This window comes from Streptomyces sp. NRRL WC-3549 (genome assembly GCF_000721935.1).
Taxonomy (GTDB): Bacteria; Actinomycetota; Actinomycetes; order Streptomycetales; family Streptomycetaceae; genus Streptomyces.
This window is the reverse complement of the sequence record NZ_KL585441.1, coordinates 3179-4910: the sequence shown is the minus strand read 5'-3', so window position 1 is coordinate 4910 and position 1732 is coordinate 3179. Positions and strand designations below refer to the sequence as shown.

Below are 1732 nucleotides of genomic sequence, written 5' to 3'. Positions count from 1 at the left end.
CCATCAGAGATGTGTATAAGAGACAGCTGCCCGGGGTCGTCGACGGAGATACCGAAGTCCGTCGCCAGGCCCGCCAGTCCGGTGTCGTACCCCTGCCCCACCGCGCGGAACTTCCACGCGCCCTGACGCAGGTACAGCTCCCCCAGGATGAAGGCCGTCTCGACCGTCGCGTCCGCGCTCTCGAAGCGTGCGAGTTCCGCCCCGGTCGCCTGGTCCAGGACCCGCACGTACAGGCCGGTGACCCGGCCGAAGGTTCCGCCGTCCGCGGAGGCCGCGACGACGACCCGTTCGACGGCCGGTTCCATGCGGTCGAAGTCGACCGCGAGCGTGTCCGTCACGGCGCCGCCCACCGTCCTCTTGCCCTCGTGGCGCACCGCTCCGGAGGCGTGGGCCGGCTGGTTGTAGAACACGAAGTCGGCGTCGTCGCGCACCCTTCCCGCCACGAGGAGGAGCGCCGAGGCGTCCACGTCCGGCGCCCCGGGGGAAGCGTGCCGACCCAGTTCGATCCGTACGGACCGGGCCGGCACCGCGACGTTGGTTCCTTTTTGCATGGTCATGTTCGCCCCCAACACGAGTCCGGCTGCCCGGAGAGTTTCCGGCCAACCTATTCCCCGGGGCGCCGCAACGCCCACACCCCGGCGGGAGAGGCCGCCGGCGCCCCGTCCGTCCACCGAAGTCGCGGGCGCCCGGTGAGCACCCCGGGATTCCACTGCCGCATTACGCACCACGCACGCCCCGGAACGGGTTTCTGGCGGGTCGATCACTCATTTCGGGCCGCCTCTCGGCCGCCCGCGCGCACGTGGACGGCCTCCCCGTCGGCCGAAAGGCTCTCCCGGCAATGCGCGTCGCCCGCCCCGTCGGAGCGGGTCCTGCCGGGCGTCACACAGGGCCCCACTGCCGGGCGTTGTCCATGCGCACGGTGGTGGCCAGGCTTACGCTTACCGATCGGGAAAGGCGCGTAAGTCCGTGACCGTGGACCGGGTGAATTCCTCGGTGCGTCGGGGCGGGCACGGTGGAGACCGGCACAGGAGGCCGGGCGCGGTCGTCGACGTCCTGCCGAATCCGGCGGGCGGCGACGACGCCGATACCGCAGTGCGCGGGCGCGTGCCGGCGGCCGCGGCAGTCCTCGGCGGCCCTCGGCGATCTTTTGACGCCGTAAGCGGCGCGTTCGGGGCGAAGCCCTGAAGTCCTGGTGAGTTCCGGGCGGGTGTCGCCCTTTGTAGTCCGTCCGCCACTTCTTGTAAACTCTCCGGCCCTCCCTGGGAAAAGCCCCCGCTCCTAACAGCGGCTTTACCAATGTTTTGGCAGGTCAGGCGGGCAAAACCAGCGTAAATCGGATGACCAAAGGATTGGGACTCCCCAATCAGCACATCGTGGGCTTAACTTATGTCTCATGACCTCCCCCCGCTCCACCTACGGCGGCGGTTACTACGCCGCGCCGTCGTTCCCCGACACCCCGATCTACGACTCCCTGGTCGCCGAACGGGGCACCCCCCAGATCGCACCGATCCGGGTTCCCGCCGCCTACGACACCGGCAACAGCTATCTGCCGGCCCTGCCTTCGGCGCTTCCGGCCCTGCCGGCGGCCCCGTCCCAGCAGCACCCCGGGTCCTACGGCTATCCGCAGCAGACGGGGCAGCCGCAGTACCAGAACGCGGGGGCGCAGCAGGCACCGATGATGCAGCCGGCGCAGCTGCATCCCGCGCCGACGCCGTACATCCCGCAGCAGCCG

General features: G+C 70.2%; 2 protein-coding genes. One reads left to right on the top strand and one right to left on the bottom strand.

Annotation, left to right across the window (positions count from 1 at the left end; translation table 11 throughout):
* Nucleotides 1-557: TerD family protein (locus IH13_RS0133335; RefSeq protein ID WP_234433481.1), on the bottom strand; the 557-nt coding region annotated here is incomplete at its 3' end.
* An 836-nt stretch (nt 558-1393) separates the two neighbouring features.
* Between IH13_RS0133335 and IH13_RS0133330 the strand changes: the two genes are divergently transcribed.
* Nucleotides 1394-1732 (top strand): DUF6643 family protein (locus tag IH13_RS0133330; protein WP_031090402.1); only part of this gene is annotated, 339 nt, incomplete at its 3' end.